Source organism: Oceanicella actignis (assembly GCF_008124525.1).
GTDB lineage: Bacteria > Pseudomonadota > Alphaproteobacteria > Rhodobacterales > Rhodobacteraceae > Oceanicella > Oceanicella actignis.
Window position 1 is genome coordinate 268,924 of record NZ_VNHJ01000002.1, and the last position, 15,979, is coordinate 284,902.

General features: G+C 74.6%; 16 protein-coding genes. 6 read left to right on the forward strand and 10 right to left on the reverse strand.

Annotated features, from left to right (window positions below):
- Positions 1-13 precede the first annotated feature (13 nt).
- Complete coding sequence (locus LY05_RS03940) at positions 14-1,540, forward strand: MATE family efflux transporter (RefSeq protein ID WP_211356275.1); 1,527 nt, start codon at positions 14-16, stop codon at positions 1,538-1,540.
- A 79-nt stretch (positions 1,541-1,619) separates the two neighbouring features.
- Positions 1,620-1,940, forward strand: a complete 321-nt coding sequence (locus tag LY05_RS03945) for a 2Fe-2S iron-sulfur cluster-binding protein (protein ID WP_072746826.1) — start codon at positions 1,620-1,622, stop codon at positions 1,938-1,940.
- 21 nt (positions 1,941-1,961) lie between these two features.
- Here the strand turns inward: LY05_RS03945 and LY05_RS03950 are convergent, their stop codons facing one another.
- The 6 genes from LY05_RS03950 to LY05_RS03975 all read right to left on the reverse strand — a co-directional run bounded on the left by LY05_RS03950 (position 1,962) and on the right by LY05_RS03975 (position 9,367).
- Positions 1,962-3,581 carry an MBL fold metallo-hydrolase RNA specificity domain-containing protein gene (locus LY05_RS03950; RefSeq protein WP_148922173.1) on the reverse strand — a complete coding sequence of 540 codons (1,620 nt, stop codon included), beginning with the start codon at positions 3,579-3,581 and terminating at the stop codon, positions 1,962-1,964.
- Positions 3,582-3,654: 73 nt separating this feature from the next.
- Complete coding sequence (locus LY05_RS03955) at positions 3,655-4,740, reverse strand: Rossmann-fold NAD(P)-binding domain-containing protein (RefSeq protein ID WP_148922364.1); 1,086 nt, start codon at positions 4,738-4,740, stop codon at positions 3,655-3,657.
- A 600-nt stretch (positions 4,741-5,340) separates the two neighbouring features.
- A complete protein-coding gene (locus LY05_RS03960) occupies positions 5,341-6,318 on the reverse strand; it encodes an NAD(P)H-dependent flavin oxidoreductase (protein ID WP_072746823.1) in 978 nt (325 codons plus the stop codon).
- A gap of 82 nt (positions 6,319-6,400) precedes the next feature.
- Complete coding sequence (locus LY05_RS03965) at positions 6,401-7,171, reverse strand: CoA-transferase (protein ID WP_148922174.1); 771 nt, start codon at positions 7,169-7,171, stop codon at positions 6,401-6,403.
- A complete protein-coding gene (locus LY05_RS03970; RefSeq protein ID WP_083581214.1) occupies positions 7,168-7,998 on the reverse strand; it encodes a CoA transferase subunit A in 831 nt (276 codons plus the stop codon). Before LY05_RS03970 ends, LY05_RS03965 begins: the two co-directional genes overlap by 4 nt.
- 76 nt (positions 7,999-8,074) lie before the next feature.
- On the reverse strand, positions 8,075-9,367 hold the full coding sequence (locus LY05_RS03975; RefSeq protein ID WP_148922175.1) for a multidrug effflux MFS transporter: 1,293 nt from the start codon (positions 9,365-9,367) through the stop codon (positions 8,075-8,077).
- Positions 9,368-9,511: 144 nt separating this feature from the next.
- Between LY05_RS03975 and LY05_RS03980 the strand changes: the two genes are divergently transcribed.
- Genes LY05_RS03980 through LY05_RS03995 form a run of 4 tightly spaced genes read left to right on the forward strand, consistent with a single transcriptional unit; the run spans position 9,512 to position 12,567 of the window.
- Positions 9,512-10,273, forward strand: coding sequence for a GntR family transcriptional regulator (locus tag LY05_RS03980; RefSeq protein ID WP_148922176.1), 762 nt, complete (start codon positions 9,512-9,514; stop codon positions 10,271-10,273).
- Positions 10,270-11,112, forward strand: a complete 843-nt coding sequence (locus LY05_RS03985; protein WP_148922177.1) for an alpha/beta fold hydrolase — start codon at positions 10,270-10,272, stop codon at positions 11,110-11,112. Before LY05_RS03980 ends, LY05_RS03985 begins: the two co-directional genes overlap by 4 nt.
- Positions 11,109-12,038, forward strand: a complete 930-nt coding sequence (locus LY05_RS03990) for a DMT family transporter (protein WP_148922178.1) — start codon at positions 11,109-11,111, stop codon at positions 12,036-12,038. Before LY05_RS03985 ends, LY05_RS03990 begins: the two co-directional genes overlap by 4 nt.
- 4 nt (positions 12,039-12,042) lie before the next feature.
- Positions 12,043-12,567, forward strand: a complete 525-nt coding sequence (locus LY05_RS03995) for a cyclin-dependent kinase inhibitor 3 family protein (RefSeq protein WP_249041849.1) — start codon at positions 12,043-12,045, stop codon at positions 12,565-12,567.
- Positions 12,568-12,573: 6 nt separating this feature from the next.
- Here LY05_RS03995 and LY05_RS04000 read toward each other — a convergent pair whose 3' ends face one another.
- From LY05_RS04000 to LY05_RS04015, 4 genes are all read right to left on the reverse strand, one after another.
- Complete coding sequence (locus LY05_RS04000) at positions 12,574-13,119, reverse strand: biotin transporter BioY (protein WP_072746818.1); 546 nt, start codon at positions 13,117-13,119, stop codon at positions 12,574-12,576.
- A 2-nt stretch (positions 13,120-13,121) separates the two neighbouring features.
- Positions 13,122-13,808 (reverse strand): CbiQ family ECF transporter T component, encoded by a 687-nt coding sequence (locus tag LY05_RS04005; RefSeq protein WP_148922179.1) that lies wholly within the window; start codon positions 13,806-13,808, stop codon positions 13,122-13,124.
- Positions 13,802-14,734 (reverse strand): energy-coupling factor ABC transporter ATP-binding protein, encoded by a 933-nt coding sequence (locus tag LY05_RS04010; RefSeq protein ID WP_148922180.1) that lies wholly within the window; start codon positions 14,732-14,734, stop codon positions 13,802-13,804. Before LY05_RS04010 ends, LY05_RS04005 begins: the two co-directional genes overlap by 7 nt.
- Before the next feature lie 90 nt (positions 14,735-14,824).
- A complete protein-coding gene (locus tag LY05_RS04015) occupies positions 14,825-15,970 on the reverse strand; it encodes a thiolase family protein (protein ID WP_148922181.1) in 1,146 nt (381 codons plus the stop codon).
- Between the last annotated feature and the right edge of the window lie 9 nt (positions 15,971-15,979).

Genomic DNA, 15,979 nt, shown 5'->3' on the forward strand with positions numbered 1-15,979 from the left:
GAGGGCGGCGGGCATGAGCGCGCGCGGGCCGCAGGGCCGCTTCGTCACCGGCTCGACCATGCGGCATGTGGCGGTGATGACCATGGCGGGCTCGCTGGGCCTGACCTTCATGTTCCTGGTCGATTTCGTCACGCTGTTCTACGTCTCGCTGCTGGGAGACGAGCGGCTGACCTCGGCGGTCGGATACGCCTGGACGATCCAGTTCTTCACCGTCTCGGTCGGCATCGGCTTCGCCATCGCCGCCACGGCCACGGTCAGCCGGGCGCTGGGCGCGCGCCGGCGCGAGGATGCGCGGCGCCTGGCGACCTCGTCGTTGAGCATCGCGGTGGCGGGCATGGCGCTGACGGCCGGCGCGGCGCTGGCCTTCCGGCGCGAGCTGCTGGCGCTGCTGGGGGCCGAGGGCATGGCCGCGCAGGCGGCGGCCGATTTCCTCTCGGTCACGCTGCCCTCGCTGCCCTTGATGGCGGCGGGCATGGCCGGAGGCTCGATCCTGCGCGCGCAGGGCGACGCGCGGCGCTCGATGATGGTGACGTTGGGCGCGGGGCTGGCGGCCATGGTGCTGGACCCGCTGTTCATTTTCGGCTTCGACATGGGCGTTCAGGGCGCCGCCTGGGCCATGGCGCTGTCGCGCGCGGTCACCACGGTGCTGGCGTTGCGGTTCCTGGCCCGCGTGCACGACCTGCTGGCGCCGTTCGATCTGCGGGCTGCGCTGGGCGATCTGCGGCCGGTGCTGGCGGTGGCGCTGCCGGCCAGCCTGACGCAGCTGTCCACGCCCTTCGGCAATTTCCTGTTCACCGGCGCCATCGCCCAGTTCGGCGACAGCGCCGTGGCCGGCTGGTCGGTGGTCAGCCGCATGACCGTGCTGGCCTTCGGGGGGATCTTCGCGCTGAGCGGCGCGATCGGGGGCATCATCGGCCAGAACTACGGCGCCGGGCGGCTGGACCGGGTGCGCAGCACGCTGCGCGACGCGCTGATCTTCAACGCGGGCTACGTCGCGGCGGTGTGGGCCGTTCTGGCGCTGAGTGCGCCGCACCTTGCGGCCGCCTTCAGCCTGTCCGAGGACGGGGCGCGGGTGGTGGCGGCCTTCGGGCGCATCGCGGCGGGGGGCTTTCTGTTCGCGGGGGCGCTGTTCGTGGCGAACTCGGCCTTCAACAATCTGGGGCGGCCCATGTGGTCGGCGCTGTTCAACTGGTCGCGCGACGCGATCGCGGCGCCGGTCATGCTGGCGCTGTTCGTCGGGCCCTTCATGGCGCCCGGCGTGGTCTATGCGCAGGCCGCGGCGGGGGTGCTGGCCGGGATCGCGGCGGCGGCGGCGGCCTGGGGGCTGGTCGGGCGGCTCGAGGCCGGCGCCCGGCCCGCCGCCGGCTGGGGCGCCGCGCCGCCGACGCCCTCGGGGCGGGCGGGGGCCTCGATGCCCGTGGCCGAGGCGGCGGGCGTGCATCCCTCGGCGGGCGACGAGCCAGACGGGGCCGGCGGGGCCGACTGCGCCGATGGGGCCGACGGCCCCGATGGGGCCGATGGGGGCGCCCCGCGCCGCTGAGCGCGCCGCGCATTGCGTCTGGCGCCGTGGCGCGCGCCGGACTAAGTATGCCGGGCACAGCGAAGGAGGCTTCCCCAGCATGGTCAAGATCACCTATGTCGAACACAACGGGACCGAGCATGTGGTGGACGTTCCCGTCGGTCTGACGGTCATGGAGGGTGCGCGCGACAACGGCATTCCCGGCATCGAGGCCGATTGCGGCGGCGCCTGCGCGTGTTCGACCTGCCATGTCTACGTCGATCCGGCCTGGACGGACCGCCTGCCGCCCAAGGACCCGATGGAAGAGGACATGCTGGATTTCGCCTACGAGCCGAAGGAGAACTCGCGCCTGACCTGCCAGATCAAGGTCACGCCCGAGCTCGAGGGGCTTGTCGTGCGGATGCCCGAGAAGCAGATCTGATCCGCCGCGCCGCGCCAGGCGTCAGCCGTCCTTCTCGGGCGCGCGCGCATCGCGCAGCGCGCGCTCGAGCTCGGCCTGCAGCCGCGCCAGCACCTCGAGCCTTCGCCGCGGGTCGGGGATGGCCTCGAGCGCGCGGTCCATCCGGTGGCACAGCGCCACCTTGGCGTTCATCCAGTCCTGCGTCAGCTGCTCGGGAGCGGCGCGGCGGCTTGCGGGCTGGCGCAGCGGCGCGCGCCCGGCGCTGAGCGCGAAACGCTCGTCCAGACCGGGCAGCAGGATCTTCTTCTCGGGCACGCCCTGGGCGGCCAGCAGCGCCGCCAGGGCGCGGCGCGCGTCGTCCTCGCCATGGTTCAGGAACACGGCCGCGCGCACGGGCAGGCGCGCGCGCAGCCAGGCCAGAAGCTCTTTCTGGTCGGCATGGGCGGAATAGCCCTCGATGGAGCGGATGCGCGCCTTGACCTTCACGTCATGGCCGTGGATGCGCACGATGTCGGCGCCGTCCAGGATCAGCCGACCCAGCGTGCCCGGCGCCTGGTAGCCCACGAACAGCACGGTGCAGTCGTCGCGCCACAGATTGTTGCGCAGGTGGTGCTTGATGCGCCCGGCCTCGCACATGCCCGAAGCCGAGATGATGATGGCCCCGCCGCGCAGGCGGTTGATGGCCATGCTGTCCTCGACCGATTCGACGATGCGGAAATTCGGGTTGCGGAACAGCTGCGAGGGGTCCAGGTCGATGTCTTCCAGCTCGCGCGCGTGCTTCATGAACACCTTGGTAACGCGGCTGGCCAGGGGGCTGTCGAGGAACACCGGCACGCGGCGGATCTGCCCTTGCGAGAGCAGAACGCCGATGTCGTGCAGCAGCTCCTGACTGCGCTCGACGGCGAAGCTGGGGATGATCAGGTTCCCGCCGCGCGCCAGCGCCGCGTTGATCTCGTCGCGCAGCTGCTCGCGCCGCTGCTCGGTGGTCACGTCCTCGCGCTCGCGGTCGCCATAGGTCGATTCGCACACGACGTAGTCGTAGCCCTCGGGGGCTTCGGGCGGCTCGTGGAAGATCTTCTCGTCCGGTCCCAGATCGCCCGAGAAGATCATGCGCAGGGGGCGCGGGCCCCCGACCTCGATCGCCAGCTCGATCGAGGCCGAGCCCAGGATGTGCCCCGCGTTCCACAGCCGCGCGCGCACGCCCGGCGCGGGTTCGAACCATGTCTCGAGCGGCTGCGGCGCGCCATGGCGCAGGCATTCTTCGGCGTCGGCGGCGGTGTAGGCGGGGGCGACGGGCGGCTCGCCATGGCGGCGGCGGCGGCGGTTCAGGCGCTCGACGTCGCCCTCCTGGATCTTGCCGCTGTCGGGCAGCAGGAATTCGAGCAGGTCCAGCGTCGGCTGCGTGGCGTGGATCGGCCCCTTGAAGCCCATCCGCGTGAGCTTGGGCAAAAGGCCGCTGTGGTCGATATGGGCGTGGGTGAGCAGCACGAAGTCGATGGCGCGCGGATCGAAGGGAAACTCCTGGAAGTTCAGCTCGCGCACCGTGCGGTTGCCCTGGAACATGCCGCAATCGATCAGGAAGCGCACGTCGCCGGCGCGGATCAGGGTGCACGAGCCGGTCACGGTTCCGGCTCCGCCGTGAAACGTCGCCTCGATCTTCATGCCTGCGCCTCCCTGCGGTCCGCCTCGGGCCGATCATGGACCCCGGCGCGCCGATGCGCCAGCGCCGAGGCGTTCAGGCCAGCTCTTCGGCCTCGGCCAGGCGGGCCAGGAAGACGGCGCGCGCGGCCTGCCATTCCTCGCCGTCCGGGAAGCGCGCAAGGGCCGGGGTCAGCTGGGCCGAGAAGTCGAGCGACGATTCGCGCGGGATCAGCGAGGGCAGGTTGTCGATGGCGGTCAGCTCGACCGGCTCGCCGGCGCCGTTGGTCCCGACGTTGATGAAGGGCGCGTCCCAGCCGGTGGGCGCAAGGTAGAGCGGCAGCGGGTTGAAGTCGCTGAACGGATCGCACGAGACGTCGCTGATGACGCGCAGCCGGCACTCGGGGCGGGGCAGCATCTCGGGGGTGGCCAGCGTCAGGCCCGGCCCGGTCATGAGCACGCAGTTGACCAGAAGCTCGTGCCCCAGCAGCGCGGCGCGCGCGGCCGGGTCGGCGTCGAGCGCGGCGGTCTCGGCGATGTCCCAGCGGGAGATCTGCGCGCCGCCCTCGGCCAGCGCGTCGGCCGCGCCGCGGCCCGAGCGCCCGAGCGCCCCGATCACGATGGCCTTCGGCGCGCGGCCGAGGCGCGCGCGCAGCGCCCGCAGCCGCTCGGCCAGCTCGGCGCGCGATTCGAAGGCGGCCACGCCGGCCTCGGGGCCCGGCTCGCCCAGCTCGCGCGCCATCAGCCGCCACAGCCCCAGCGCCGCGCCCGTCCAGCCGGCCCAGTAGCCGAAGGCGGCCACGCGCCGGCCGTCGGGGCCGGTCAGGTATTCGAGGTCATAGAGCGCCCCGCCCCCGCGGCGAAAGCGCGCCAGCTCGTCCGCCCAGCCCGACTGGCGCTTGAAGACATGGGCGAAGTGGATCATGCGCCAGGGCAGGTCGCGCGGCTCGGGCGGCAGTTCCTTCAGCCCCAGTATCGCCACGTCGCGCGGCGCCGTCGTCCAGCTGCCCGGCTCGGCCAGCGCGCAGCCTGCGCGGGCGTAGTCCTCGTCGGGGAAGACGCGCTTGTCCGAGCGCTCGACGGCGATGCTGGCGCCCTGCGCGATCAGCGCGGCGGCGTCGTCGGGGGCAAGGGGGGCGCGGCGCTCGGTGGCGCGGGCCTCGTCGCGCAGATGCAGCTTCATGGCGTCCTCTTCCGAGTTCTGTCCGCGCACAGATAGTGGCTTGCGCGCGATGGCGAAACCCTTTCGCCCGCCCGGCGGGGCGGGCGGGGCGGGCGGGACGGACCGGGAGCGGGCATGGCGGCCCGTCGGCGGGCATGGCGGCCCGTCGGCGGGCATCGGCCGATCGGGCGGTCGGGGATATGGGCGGACATGCGGGCGGGTGGGCGGACCGGCATGCGGATGGACGGGCCGAAGGCGACGCGGGCGCCGGTCGGGCCCGGGCGGAATGCGGCGGGGCGCCTTGCGCGCGCGTTGGAGCGGCGCGGGGCGCAGGCGCGAACATGTGCGCGGCGTGCGCAGGTCGGCCCGCGCGCGGGCGGTTGGGCGGCCCGGCTGCGGCGGGGCATGCGGCCGGACGCGGCGACGCAGGCGCAAGGCGAGGCAGGCGACGCAGCGGCGCAGGCGGCCGGGCCGGGCCGGGCGGCCGCCTTCGGGCGGCGGCGGCTGGCCGGCGCGGTTTCGGCGCCGGGGCGGGGGCGCCGCCCGGGGCCGCGGGGCGCGGCGCGGGCGGCGCGCATCGGATCGGGCGGCCCGATCGGCGAACCTGATCGGGCGGCGGGATCAGCGGGCGATCATGCCCGCGAGCCGGCGCGAGATGATCTCTTCGGCCTCGGCCATGATGCGGTCCATCAGCTCGGCCACCGAGGGCACGTCGTGGATCAGACCGGCCACCATGCCGCAGGACCAGGCGCCGGCCTCGACGTCGCCTTCGCGCATGACCTTGGGATAGACGCCGGCGACCAGCTCCATGATGTCGCCGATCTGCAGGGCGTCGCCCTTCTCGCGCTCGATCTCGAGGATCTTCTCGACCGCCGGGTTGGCCAGCACGCGCTCGGTGTTGCGCAGGCCGCGCATGACCAGGCGCGTGTCCAGCTCGGTGGCCGCGACGATGGCCTGCTTGACCTTCTCGTGCACCGGCGCCTCGCGCGTGGCCAGAAAGCGCGTGCCCATGTTCATGCCCTCGGCCCCCAGCGCCAGCGCCGCCACCAGCGAGCGCCCGTCCGCCATGCCGCCCGAGGCGACGAAGGGGATGCTCAGCTCTTCGGCCGCGCGGGGCAGCAGGATGAAGTTCGGCACGTCGTCCTCGCCGGGGTGGCCGCCGCACTCGAAGCCGTCGACGCTGACCGCGTCGCAGCCGATGCGCTCGGCCTTGAGGGCGTGGCGCACCGAGGTGCATTTGTGGATCACCTTGATCCCCGCCTGCTTGAGCGCGGGCATGTATTGCTCGGGCGAGCGGCCGGCCGTCTCGACGATCTTCACCCCGCCCTCGACGATGGCCTGGATGTATTCGGGATAGGGCGGCGCGGTGAAGGCGGGCAGGAAGGTCAGGTTCACGCCGAAGGGCTTGTCGGTCATCTCGCGGCAGCGGGCGATCTCGGCGGCCAGCTTCTCGGGCGAGCCCTGGGTGAGCGCGGTGATGATGCCCAGCCCGCCGGCGTTCGAGACGGCGGACGCCAGCTCGGCGAAGCCGACATAGTGCATGCCGCCCTGGATGATGGGGCGCTCGATGCCGAAAAGCTCGGTGATGCGGGTTTTCATGCGATGGCCTCTTGGCGAAATGAAAGCGGTTGCGGGCACAGTCAATGCCGCGCGGCGCGGGGCGCGCAAGCGTGTCGTGGCGTCATTGGGCCCGCGGTTCGGGCCCGGCGGCCGCGGCCAGGCCGGCGGCGAAGGCGGGGTAGGGGTCGGCGATGCGGCGCAGCACCTCGCCGCGGATCAGCGCCAGCGTCTCGGGATCCGGCGGCGCGGTGACCGGCGGGCGGGCCGGGGCGTCGAAGTCGAAGCCCGTGTTGTCGCGCACCTCTTCCAGCGTGACGCCCGGATGAAGCGACTCGAGCGCGAAGCGCGCCCGCCCGCGGTCGAAGCGCATCACGCACAGCCCCGTCACCAGCGCGTGGGGGCCGCCGGGGCGCAGCACGCCCTCGGGGCCGACGCCGGGGGCGGTGACGAAGTCGACCCGCTCGGGAAAGACGCGGCGCGTGTGCTCCTGCCGGAACAGGATCACGCGCGGGACCATGTAGTAGAGAAAGGCCGAGCCGAAAGCCCCCGACCAGCGCACCTTCATGCGCGGATGCGCGCCGATGCCGGTCAGGTTCACATTCGCGCGCCCGTCGATCTGCCCGCCCGACAGGAAGAAGGCGTCGATGCGCCCCTGCGCGGCCAGGTCGAACAGCTCGACCCCGCCATCCGAGCGGTGCTGCGGCAGCTCCGAGCCGATGATCGTCACCCGCGCGCCCTCGCGCAGCCCGGTCAGGATCGCGGCCGCGCCGGGAATGGGCGACAGCACCCCGACGGCGATGTGCCCGCAGCCCGACAGAAGGCGCGCGGTCGCGGCGATGAGCAGCTCCTCGAGCCGCGCGGGCGGCTGGTCGGCGGGGGGCGCGGCGCTCATGCGGCCTGCTCGCGCGGCAGCACGAAGCGGCGCAGATAGTCGGCGAACGAGTCCGCCCTGCGCGCGGCGGCGGCGTAAAGGCGGTGATGGGCGTCGTCGCGCGCATAGGCGCCGGGCATGGCCGTGGGCCAGGCGCCGCGCGGCGCCTCGGCCAGGGCGGCGACGTAGATCCCGCCGATCAGGTTGGGCGCCAGCGCCGGGTCGGCCGCCAGGTCGCCCTCGACGATGCGCTCGGCCGTGGCCAGCGTCGCATGGGCCGCATGCGCCATGGTCTTGAGCTCGTGCCGTCCGCCGACCCACAGATTGCCCCGCCGGTCGGCCAGCGCCACGTGCATCAGCGCCAGGTCGGGCCGCAGCGGCGGCAGCGCCACAACCCTGTCGCCCGGCGCGAAGGGGTTGTCGATCACCTTCCAGTCGGGCCGCGCGCGCATCAGGTCCGAACCGATGATGCCGCGGATGGTCGCGAAGGGCTGTCCCTTCTCGCCCGCCTGAAGGGCGGCGTAGACGGCGGGGCATGTCGCGTCGCGGATCTCGACCGCGCCGGCGCGCACGGCGTCGGCGAAGCGCGCGGCGGGGCCGAACTCGCCGAGCGAGACGCCGGCGGTCTCGATCCGGGCCACGCATCCGGCGCCGATCAGCATGTCGGCCGCCATGGCGCCGGTCGGCACGGTGACCAGGCGCAGCCCGCGCGCGCCGCGCCGGATCAGGGCGCGGGTCAGCGCCATGGGCGCGCCGGGGTCCTTGGCGATGGCGACGCTCGCGCCGTCGGGGGCAAGGCGCGCCAGCGCGTCGGCGTCGGGCTCGAGGCGGGGCGGCTGGCTGGGCATGGCATCCTCCTTGCCGGGCGTCGGGCCCGTTCCTTGCAGGCTAGCGCCCCGACGCGCCCGCGAAAGGGGCGCGCGGTCAGGGCTCTGCGCCGACCGGCCCCTTGCGGCGCGAGACGCGCAGCACCCACAGCGTGCAGACCAGCGCCATGGCGCTGGCGCCCAGCATCATCAGGAGCAGCGGATAGGGTCCGGTCTCGGGGCCGAGCAGCGCGCCCGTCGTCGCCGCCAGCGCCGCGCCGCCGCCGATCATCAGCGCGCCGCCCAATCCCGAGGCTGCGCCCGCCAGATGCGGGCGCACCGACAGAAAGCCGGCCATGGCGTTGGGCATGGTCAGGCCGTTGCCCAGCCCCACCGCCAGCAGCGGGCCGAAGATGGCCATGGGGTGGCGCAGCCCCGCCGCGTAAAGGATCGGCGGCAGCGACACCGCCGCCAGCGTCAGCGTCGTGCCCCAGATCAGCATCCGGTCGATGCCCGCGCGCCGCGCCACGCGCCCGGTGACGAAGTTGCCCGCCAGGTAGCCCAGCGCGATGAAGCCGAAATAGAAGCCCAGCCGCGCCGGCTCCATGCCCAGCATGACGCTGGCCACGAAGGGCGCGCCGCCCAGAAAGGCGAAGAACGCCCCCGAGGTGAAGGCCGTCACCAGCGCATAGCCCCAGAAGCGCTGAGAGCGCACCAGCTCGGGATAGCCGCGCGCCTGCGCCAGCAGGCTGGGCGAGGGCGCCCGGTTCGTCTCGCCCAGATCGGCCCATGCCAGCGCCAGCGTCGCCGCGCCAAGGGCCGCCATGACAAGGAAGTTGGCCTGCCAGCCGAACAGCTCTTCCAGCAGTCCGCCCAGCATGGGCGAGGCCATGGGCGCCAGCGACATGCCCATGGTCACATAGCCGATCATGCTGGCGGCGGCGGCGGGCTCGTGCAGGTCGCGCACGATGGCGCGCGACAGCACCATGCCCGCCGCCACCGCGCCCTGAAGGCCGCGAAAGGCCAGAAAGGTCTCGACATTGGGCGCCAGCACGCAGCCGATGCTGGCCAGGGTGAAGATGGCGAAGGCCGTCAGCGCCACCGGCCGGCGGCCGTAGCGGTCCGACAGCGGGCCGATGACCAGCTGCAGCACGCCCGTCACCGCCAGATAGCCCGACACCGCCAGCTGGATCAGCGCGTAATCGGCGCCGAACCAGCGCGCGATTCCGGGCATCGAGGGCAGGAACATGTTCATCGCCAGCGCCGACAGCGCCGCCATGGCCACCAGCGTGGCGATGTGCGGCGGCGTCGCGCGGTCCAGGAAGCGGACCGGCGGGTGGGCTGGCGGCGCGTCTTGCGGCGCGTTCGGGGGCGCGCCCGCGGGCGCGGCGGCGTGCTCGGCGAAGGACATAAGGGCTTCTTATTATGTCGCCGCGCCGCCGTCCATCCTCGGCTCGCGCGCGCCGCGGCGCTTGACGGGCGTCGGCGAATGCGGAATTCTGAATTCCGTATTCTGTTTTGTTCGGCGCAAGCCGCCCCGAAGGACGCCGCCGCGATGCAGCCGCTCAGCCCCGACGCCGCCCTGACCGACCGCGTCTGCGACGCGATCGTGGACGCGATCCTGGACGGCGACCTGGTCCCCGGCCAGCGCCTGGCGCAAGAGCGCCTGGCCGCCGCGCTGGGCGTCTCGCGCCAGCCGGTCAGCCAGGCGCTGCGCCTGCTCGGCGCGCAGGGCATCCTGGTTCCGCTCGGGCGCAAGGGGCTGACCGTCGCGCCGATGGAGCCCGCGCTTGTCGCCCAGCTCTACGAGCTGCGCGGCGCGCTCGACGCGCTGGCCGCGCGGCTGTGCGCCGAGCGGGTCGGCCGCGGCGCGCTGACCGAGGCCGAGCTGGCCCCGCTCGGGGCGCTGACCGAGCGCTTCGCCGGCCCCGAGGGCGCGCGCGCCGGGCTGGCCGAGCGGATCAACGCCGACATGCGCTTTCACACCGCGCTCTACGAGCTGTCGGGCAATCCGCAGATCGAGCGCGTGACGCGCCCGCACTGGGTGCATTTCCGCCGCTCGATGCGCGCGGTGCTGACGCACCCGCAGGCGCCGCCGCCGGCCTGGGACGAGCACCGCGCGATCCTCGAGGCCGTGCGCGCCGCCGACGCCGACCGCGCCGAGGCGCTGGCCCTGCGCCATTGCCGCGCGGCCGCGGCCAAGGCCGGCGCCTGCCTTGGCCGGGGCGCCGGGCGGGCCGAGGGAACGCCGCCCGCGGCCGAGGGACCCGGCGCGGCGCTTGCGGGCAAGGGACAAGGGGAGGACCACGCGCAATGACCTTTGACCATCTCGAGCTCGGCCCCGCCGAGCGCCTGCGCTTTCGCCACGAGCGGCCCGCCCGTGCGGGCGCGCCGACCTTCGTGTTCGTCAACGCGCTGACCGGCAGCGCCGCCGCCTGGGAGGCCGAGGTCGCGCCCGCGCTGCGCGCCCGGGGCTTCGGCACGCTCAGCTGGAACTTCCGCGGGCAGGAGGGCTCGGACTTCGCGCCGGGAACCGAGCTGACGCCGGATCTGATCGTGGACGACCTGGTGCGCTTGCTCGAGGCCGAGGCCCCCGACGATCCGATCCTGACCGGCCTGTCCATCGGCGGGCTTTTCGCCGCTCACGCGGTTCTGCGCGGCGCGCGGGCGCGGGGGCTGGTCCTTCTGAACACGCTGCGCCGGATCGGGCCGCGGATCGCCTGGGTGAACGAGGCCATGCCGCGCATCGTCGGCGCCGGGGGCGTGGCGCTGTTCCTGGACGCGCTGCTGCCGCTGCTGGTCAACGAAGAGCACGCCGCCCGCGTGCGCCCCGATTTCCTGCGCGCGGACTACGCCCCGCTCGACCCCGCGCATGGACACATGAACCTGATGCGCAACGCGGGCGCCGCCGACTGGGATCTGCCGTGGGAGCGGCTGACCCTGCCCGTGCTCAACGTCACCGGCCTGCAGGACCGCGTGTTCCTCGACCGCGAGGTGGTGGACGAGCTGTTCGCCCGTCTGCCCGACGCCCGCCGCGAGGACTGGCCCGACGCCGGCCACCTTCTGCCCGCCGAGCGGCCCGAGCGCCTGGCGCGCAGCCTTGCCCGCTTCGGCGCCGAGATCGAGGGCGCGGCGAAAGGGGGGGCGGGCGCATGAACATTCCTCCGCGCCTGGCGCTGGCGGCGGTGTTCGTCGGCGTGCTGGGCCATGCCTCTTCGGAATTCGTGGCCAAGGCCTCGGGCGTGTCGGGGCCCGAGCTGTCGGTCTGGCGCTATCTGCTGGGCGGCGCGGGGCTGGTGCTGCTGGCGCTGCCGGCGGCGGGGCCGCGGGCGCTGCTGGCGCCGCTGCGCGAAAGCCCCTGGGAGCTGACCTGGCTGTCGCTTGCGGGCGTGTCGGGCGCGTATCTGGCCTTTCACTGGGCGCTGGATTTCGCCTCGCCCATCCAGGTCGCCACGCTGGTGACCACGATCCCGATCTTCGTGGGGCTGGCCAACCTGATCCTGAACGGCCAGCGGCTGACGGCGGTCAAGATCGTGACCGGCCTTGCGGCGGTGGCCGGGCTGGCGCTGCTGATCACCGACGGGCTGCTGGACAAGCTGCTGGCCGGGCGCGACTCGATCTGGGGCGTTCTGCTGGCGCTGGCCTGCGCGGTGCTGGCCGCCTTCTACGCCGTGCGGGTCAAGCCGCTGATCGCGCGCCACGGGGCGCTGCCGGTGACGGCGGTCTCGCTGATGATCGGCGGCGTCGGGCTGTGGCTGGGCGTGGCGCTGGCCTTCGGCGTGGCGGTCGATCCGCGCACGCTGTTCGACCGCCCGCCCGCCGAGGCCGCCTGGATCGCGACGCTGGCGCTGTGGAACACCACCATCACGCAGTTCCTGTGGATCGGGGGCCTGGCGGCGGCGGCGGACATCACCCGCGCCAGCTATCTGTTCTTCCTCAAGCCGGTGATCGCGGCGGCGCTGGCCATGGCGTTTCTGGGCACCCCGCTTTCGGCGCTGCAGGCGCTGGCCATCGCGGCGGTGACGGGCTCGGTGCTGGTCGAGCTGTTCTGGCCGCGGCTCGCGGGCCGGGCGCGGGGCTGAGCGCGTGCCGCAAGCCTGGCTGCGCATCGACCAGCTGCCGCTGGGCGCCGGGCGGCTGGGCCTTTGCGCCTGCCCCGGCGCCGAGGGGCGCGATCTGGCGCAGGATGCGGACGCGCTGGCGCGCTGGGGCGCGGACGCGGTGCTGAGCCTGCTGCCCGAGCCCGAGCTGGCTGCGCTGGGCGCATCGGGGCTGGGCGCGGCCGTGCAGGAGCGCGGCATGGCATGGCTGCGCTTTCCCATCGCCGATTTCGGCGTTCCCGCCCCCGAGGCGATGGCGCGCTGGCCCGGAATCTCGGCTTGCGCGCGGCGCCTGACGCGGGGCGGCGGGCGGCTGGCGATCCATTGCCGCGCCGGGCTGGGGCGGACGGGGACGATCGCCGCGCTCTTGCTCATCGAGGCCGGCGCGCCCCCGCGCCGGGCCGTCGCGCAGGTGCGCGCCGCGCGGCCCGGCGCGATCGAGACCCCGGCGCAGCTGCGCTGGCTGTTCCGGCAGGCCGCCGCCCTGCGGGCGCCGGGCGGCGGCGCGTGAAGGGCGTCAGCGCAGCGACGCCACCGCTTCGGGGCGCGCGCGCCAGATGGCGTTGACGACAAGGCCCGTGCAGATGGCCTTGATGAGGTCGCCGGGAATGAAGGGCAGGGCCAGCAGCGCCGCCTCGGGCAGGGGCTTGTCCAGCATCGCCGCCATGCCGATGATGCCGGGCACGTAGATGGCGACGATCCCGCCCAGAACGGCCGCCAGAGTGGCGGTGACGAACACGCCGCCGACGCGCAGGCGCTCCATGACCAGGCCGGTGACATAGGCGCCCAGCGGCCAGCCCAGCAGGAAGCCCACGCTCGGCCCCATGAACACGCCAAGCCCGCCGCGCCCGCCGGCCAGCAGCGGCAGGCCCAGCGCGGTCAGCGCCAGGAACAGCAGCACCGACAGCGCGCCCAGCCGCGCGCCCAGCACGGCGCCGGCCAGCATGACGCCCAGCGTCTGGGCGGTGATGGGCACGCCCGAGGCGAGCGAGAGCTTGGGCAGCAGGCCCAGCGCCGCGGTCAGCGCCGCGAACAGCGCGGTCATTGCGATCTTGCGTTCCATGGTCATGGTCTCCGGTGAGGGGAGGTTGCGGATCCGCCCTCTTGGGGGAAGGGCGAGGGGGAAGAAGAGCGCCCCGGCGGCGCCGCGCCGCCGCGCGCGCGCAGGGCTTCGGCCACGCGCTCGGCGTCGTCAAGCGCGCTCAGGCACAGCGGGGCGGCCAGGCGCCAGCCGGGGCGGCGGCGCGCACGCGCGCGCCAGGCCTCGGACAGCTGGGCGCCGCGCAGCGTCAACACCGGCGTGAAGCGCACCGCCAGCGCCGCCGCCAGCGCCAGGGCGCGCGGCTGCACGCCAAGCGGCCGCAGCGGGGCGGCCAGGCGCTCGGCCACCGAGGTCAGATCGTCGAGCCGCGTCGTCATGGTGACCAGGTTGGCCAGGCTGACCGCGGTCACGAGGCGCAGGCACACGCGCGCGCCCTCGGCCGTCTGTCCGGTCGCCAGGTGCCAGCCCATCACCAGCGCCAGCACCCAGACGAAGGGCCGCAGCATGCGCAGCGCCTCGCGCGCCGCGCCCAGCCGCCGGTCGGGGCCGAGCGAGACGTGCAGCGCCGCGCTGGCGGCGGCGGCCGCGCTCAGCGCCGCCAGGTCGTCGATCGGAAACAGCGCGGCCGTCGCCGCGGCCAGCGCCGCCAGCTTGGGCGCGGCGGGCACGTCATGCGCCCATGTGCGAAAGGGCAGGGCCAGCGTCAGCATGGCGTTCCCCTTGCACGGCTCCGGGCCTCGGCTTCGCCGTCCTCCGCGCCGCCCGGCGCGCCCGTCCCCGCCCCCTCGGTCTGCGAGGCCCCTTCGCCCCCCGCCCCCGCCGCTGCGGACCCGGCGCTTGCGTCGGCGCGCCATGGCGCGGCATCGGCGGATGCGGGGGTCGGGGCGGCTTGCGGGGCGGGCGCCTGGGCGGCCTCTTCCGCCGGCGGGTCGGCGTCAAGCGCGCCCAGGCGCTCCATCTCCTGCGCGAAGGCGGCCAGAACGGGGCCGGCGGGGCCGTCGGCGCGCACGCGGCCCTGCTCGAGCCAGATCACCCGGTCGTAGCGCGCCAGCGCGGCGGGGTCGTGGGTGACCAGCACCACCCGTTGCTCGAGCGCGTCCAGAACCCGGTGCAGGCGGCGCGAGGTGGGAATGTCGAGCCCGGCATAGGGCTCGTCCAGCACGATGGTGCGCGGCGCCATGGCCAGAACGGCGATCAGGCACACCAGGTGCTTCTCGCCCTCGGACAGCGCGGCGCAGGGGCGCTCGGCCCAATGGGCGCGGCCATGGGCGGCCAGCGCGGCGCGGGCGGCGGCGCGGGCCTGGGCGCGCGGGCGGCCCTGCTGCTCGAGCCCGAAGGCGATCTCTTCCTCGACCGTGGGGAAGATGATCTGGTGGTCGGGGTTCTGAAAGATGATCCCCACGCGTTCGAGCGCCGCGGCCCGGTCGCGCGCCGGGTCGGCGCCGCCCAGCAGCACCCGGCCGGCGTCGGGCTCGGCCAGGCCGCAGATGGCGCGCGCCAGCGTCGACTTGCCCGAGCCGTTGCGCCCGACCACGCCGATGCGCCGCTCGGTCAGGCGCAGCGTAACGCCGTCAAGGGCAGGGCGCCCGCCGCGCAGCACGCGCAGCCCGGTCAGTTCGATGGCGTCCTCGTCCATGCGGCTTCGGCCCGGCCCTGGATTGTTGCGCTGCAAAACGAGTGCGAAGTTAAGAATTGCGCGCCGCAGGTCAACGAAAATCCCGCCCCCTCAGGCCTCGAGCGCCAGCGCCGTGCCCACGCCCCCCGCGGCCGCGATGGCGGCGACGCCGGTCCCGCCGCCCGAGCGGCGCAGCTCGTGCGTCAGCCGCACCGCCAGCACGGCCCCCGAGGCGCCGATCGGATGGCCGCGCGCCAGCGCGCCGCCGCCGCGGTTGACGATGCTCGGGTCGATGCGCGCGCCGCGCTGGCAGGCGATGGCCTGCGCCGCATAGGCTTCCATGATCTCGGCCGCGGCCAGGTCGGCGGGGCGGGCGCCGATCTCGGCCAGCACGGCCTCGATGGCGGCGACGGGCGCAAGGCCGGGCAGTTCCGGCGGGCCGCCGCGGCTGGCGCCGGCCAGAACGCGCACGGGCCGCGCGACGCGCAGCCGCGTCAGCAGCCGCTCGGCCGTCACCAGCACGAAGGCGGCCCCGTCGGCCGCGGGGGCCGCGTTGGCGGCGGTGACGGTTCCGTCGGGGCCCGAGAGCGGACGCGCGCGCGCCAGCAGCCGCGGCGTCAGGCGGCGCGCGTAGGGGTCGGCCTCGAGCGGCGCCTCGGGGATCGAGACGATCTCGTCGCGCAGGCGCGCGCGCTCGGCCAGGGCGGCATGATGGCTGCGGCGCGTCCAGGCGTCCTGCTCGGCGCGCGTCAGGCCCAGGCGCCGGGCCAGCGCCTCGGCGGCCTCGTGCATGGGCGGATCGCGCTCGGGCCAGGGGGCGAAGGGCGGCTGTTCATACGGCGTCGGGGGGCCGCCGTCGGGATCGACGCGCAGGCGGATGGGGCGGCGCGACCAGCTTTCCGCGCCGCCGGCCAGCACGGCTTGCGCGGCGCCCGATTCGATCAGCCGCGCGGCCAGGATCACCGCGTCCAGCCCGCCGCAGCATTGCCGGTCGATGGTCAGGCCGGGGATGCGTTCGGGCAGTTCGGCGCGCAGCAGGGCGAGGCGGGCCGGATTGCCGCCGCCGCCCAGCGCGTTCGACAGCACGACCTCGTCCAGCGCCTCGTCGGGCAGGCCCGCCTCGTCGAGGCAGCGGCGCATGACCGGCGCCGCCAGCTCGCTTGCGTCCAGCCGCGCCAGCGCGCCCCCGCGCGGCGCGACGGCCGTGCGGAAGGCCGTCGCGATGAAGGCGCGGGCGGGGGTGCGCGCCGCTCTCATGGAGCGCGC